Genomic DNA, 2,907 nt, shown 5'->3' on the forward strand with positions numbered 1-2,907 from the left:
GTTTTTGCTTGTGGAACGTCGCGGGGTATCGCCAGTCGCCAAAAAACAGCGAGTCTTCGAGCAACAACACCTGCGACGGCTTCTGACGTAGGCCCGGGTGATCGGAGAACAGTTGATTGGGAAGGATGGCCAGAATCAAAGTGATCACCTTGGGGGCGAGCGGTTTGCGAGTCAGAATCGCGTCGGTTTTCGGTTGAACTGTAGCGGACCGGTAATTCGCAGCCGGTCGTCGGGAGCGGATTGAGGAGTGCGGATTGGCGGGGCGCTTGCCATGCCCCTAACGTTCCGCCGGGCAAACACACTCTTTCCAATCACGGAGATTGACATGGCTGAAACACCAAACACTCAAAATTGGCCCGAATTGGCGATCGGACTGTACGATAAATTGACCGGCCGCAACGCCGAGATCAGCTACTCGTTCGACGAGTTTGAATTGAACGTCCCCAGTTCCACCGCGGCCGATTCGCCGAGTGCCCATTGGAAGATGAATGGGACGATCCGCATCGCGACCCGCGACCGCGCCGCCGATCAAGCGAGCTGATGGTGGCGAATCGGTTCCCGTTGACGCTGGAGGGTTGGGTGAAATTGGAAGTCCAAGGGCGGTCTTTTTCCGTTTCTGCAGGACCGAAAGCGATCGTCGTCGATTTCCCGGACGTGCACGCCCTGCTCGGCGCGATTCGCAGCACGGGCCCAGGTGTCTCATTGCGCCCCCTGATCAAAAGGGTCGTCCAGTGGTTGGTCCAGACGGAAAACAGACTGGATTTACGGATCGATGGTGCGCCAATTGGACGACTCGGATTTGGCGTGCCGTCGGGTTTGGGGGTGCTGTTGGGCGTCGGCCATCTGCGGGTCGCGGTGCTTCCTTTATTGCGTTCGATGTTCTAACTAGTGGTGTCGATTGAATGAGTGACGGTCGGGACAGGCTGGACGCTGCAATGCCGACCGCGGTTGAGTGAATGGACAACGAAATGGTTTCCTTTGAACCGTTGTTACGGCCGACGTCCAGTGGACTCTATTGCGATGCTGGTGACTTTTATGTCGATCCGACTCGGCCGGTCGATCGCGCCGTCGTCACGCATGCTCACAGTGATCACGCCCGCTGGGGGTGCAGGCATTATCTCTCTGCTGCGCCCGGCGAGCATCTGTTGCGGATGAGAATGAACGATGACGCCGAGTTTCAATTCCTGCCTTACGGCGAATCGATTTCAATCGGCGGCGTTCGCGTCAGCCTCCATCCGGCCGGCCACATGCTCGGATCGGCCCAGGTCCGCTTGGAGCACCGCGGCAAGATCGCGGTGGTGACGGGCGATTACAAGCTGGGGCGCGATCTGACCTGCCAATCCTGGGAACCGGTGCAATGCCATCTGTTGGTGACCGAAACGACGTTCGGGTTGCCGATCTATCGCTGGCCGTCACCGGAATCGGTTCGCGAAGAGATCAATGCCTGGTGGCGGCGCTGTCGCGACGAGGGAAAGTGTTGCGTGTTGTACGGCTACGCGGTCGGGAAAAGCCAATCGCTGCTGGCCGGGCTGGATACGACGCTGGGGAAAATCTTCACCCACGGCGCGGTGGAAAAAGGTGTGCAAGCCTATCGCCGCTCGGGTGTGGAATTGCCGGAGACGCATTACGTCGGTGCGGTGGAAGGGAAGCAGGATTGGAGTGGGGCAATGGTGATTGCCGTCCCGAGTGCCCACGGATCGGCTTGGATGAAGCGGTTTGGTCGCGTCAGTACTGCGATGGCCAGCGGGTGGATGGCGGTGCGGGGATCGCGGCGACGGCGGGCGATGGATCGGGGGTTTGTGGTCAGCGACCATGTCGATTGGCAGTCGCTGCTGGTCGCGGTCGATCAATGTGATCCCGAGACCGTATGGGCGACGCACGGGTACACCGCCGCGGTGGCGCGGTACTTGAATGAGAACGGACGAAACGCCGACGAACTCGATTCCGGGGGGCGTCGCGAGGGAGACGAAGATGCAACGGCGGACGCGGCGGAGTCTGCGTCATGATTCGATTTGCCGAACTGTACAACGAACTGGACTCGACCACCAAGACGAACGAAAAGATCGCGGCGATGGTTCGCTACTTTGCCGGCGCGGATCATTCCGATGCCGCTTGGGCGACCTATTTTCTGTCCGGCAACAAACTGCGACGCCTGGTGCCGACATCGTTGCTGCGGGTCTGGGCCGCCGAGCAGGCCGAGATCCCCCAGTGGTTGTTCGAAGAGTCGTATCAGGCGGTCGGCGATCTGGCGGAGACGTTTTCACTGGTCGTGCCGCCTGGGACGACGACAACGGATGAATCATTAACGCATTGGGTCGAGCATCGATTGCTGCCGCTGCGCTCGATGAGCGATGAAGAACAACACGCCGCGGTGCTGCAGATCTGGAACGAAACGCCGGCCCGGTTGCGACTGGTGGTGATGAAGCTGGTGACCGGATCGTTTCGTGTCGGTGTCAGCAAGCGACTGGTCACGCGAGCGATCGCCGGGCATGCCGGAATTCCAGCCGACGTCATCTCCCATCGCTTGATGGGAGACTTTGACCCATCGGCCGAATCGTTTGCGTCGTTGATCGATCCCGAGATCCAAGATACGGTTCCCAGCAAACCCTATCCGTTTTGCTTGGCGCATCCGATCGACAATGAGAAAGGACCGGAGGTCTTGGGTGAGGCGTCGGACTACTTGGCGGAGTGGAAATGGGACGGGATCCGGGGACAGGTCATCCGCCGATCTGGCCAGACATTTCTTTGGTCGCGTGGCGAGGAGTTGATGGAGAATCGTTGGCCGGAAATCGAGTCGGCTGCCGAGTTGCTGCCCGATGGGACGGTGATCGACGGTGAGATTCTGGCGGCGATTCCAGACGGTGCGGTGTTGCCTTTTGCTCAACTGCAACGACGGATCGGCCGCAA

The 2,907-nt window shown here is 59.9% G+C and carries 2 protein-coding genes and 1 pseudogene; all 3 read left to right on the forward strand.

Annotated elements, in window-relative coordinates; all coding sequences use genetic code 11:
* Positions 1-325: 325 nt before the first annotated feature.
* On the forward strand, positions 326-541 hold the full coding sequence (locus ABX749_RS28145) for a hypothetical protein (RefSeq protein ID WP_372898956.1): 216 nt from the start codon (positions 326-328) through the stop codon (positions 539-541).
* Positions 542-956: 415 nt separating this feature from the next.
* Entirely contained in the window at positions 957-2,006 is a 1,050-nt protein-coding gene (locus ABX749_RS28150; RefSeq protein ID WP_372898957.1) for a ligase-associated DNA damage response exonuclease, read from the forward strand.
* Positions 2,003-2,907, forward strand: a pseudogene (locus tag ABX749_RS28155) (ATP-dependent DNA ligase); the annotation flags it as partial. The gene ABX749_RS28150 and the pseudogene ABX749_RS28155, both read left to right, overlap by 4 nt.

Origin of the sequence: Stieleria sp. (assembly GCF_041595215.1) — a bacterium.
Lineage (GTDB): Bacteria > Planctomycetota > Planctomycetia > Pirellulales > Pirellulaceae > Stieleria > Stieleria magnilauensis.

What these genes read in the sequence shown, in the direction of transcription:
- ABX749_RS28150 (WP_372898957.1), top strand. Translation starts at nt 957, where the DNA reads ATGGACAACGAAATGGTTTCCTTTGAACCGTTGTTACGGCCGACGTCC.
- ABX749_RS28145 (WP_372898956.1), top strand. Translation starts at nt 326, where the DNA reads ATGGCTGAAACACCAAACACTCAAAATTGGCCCGAATTGGCGATCGGA.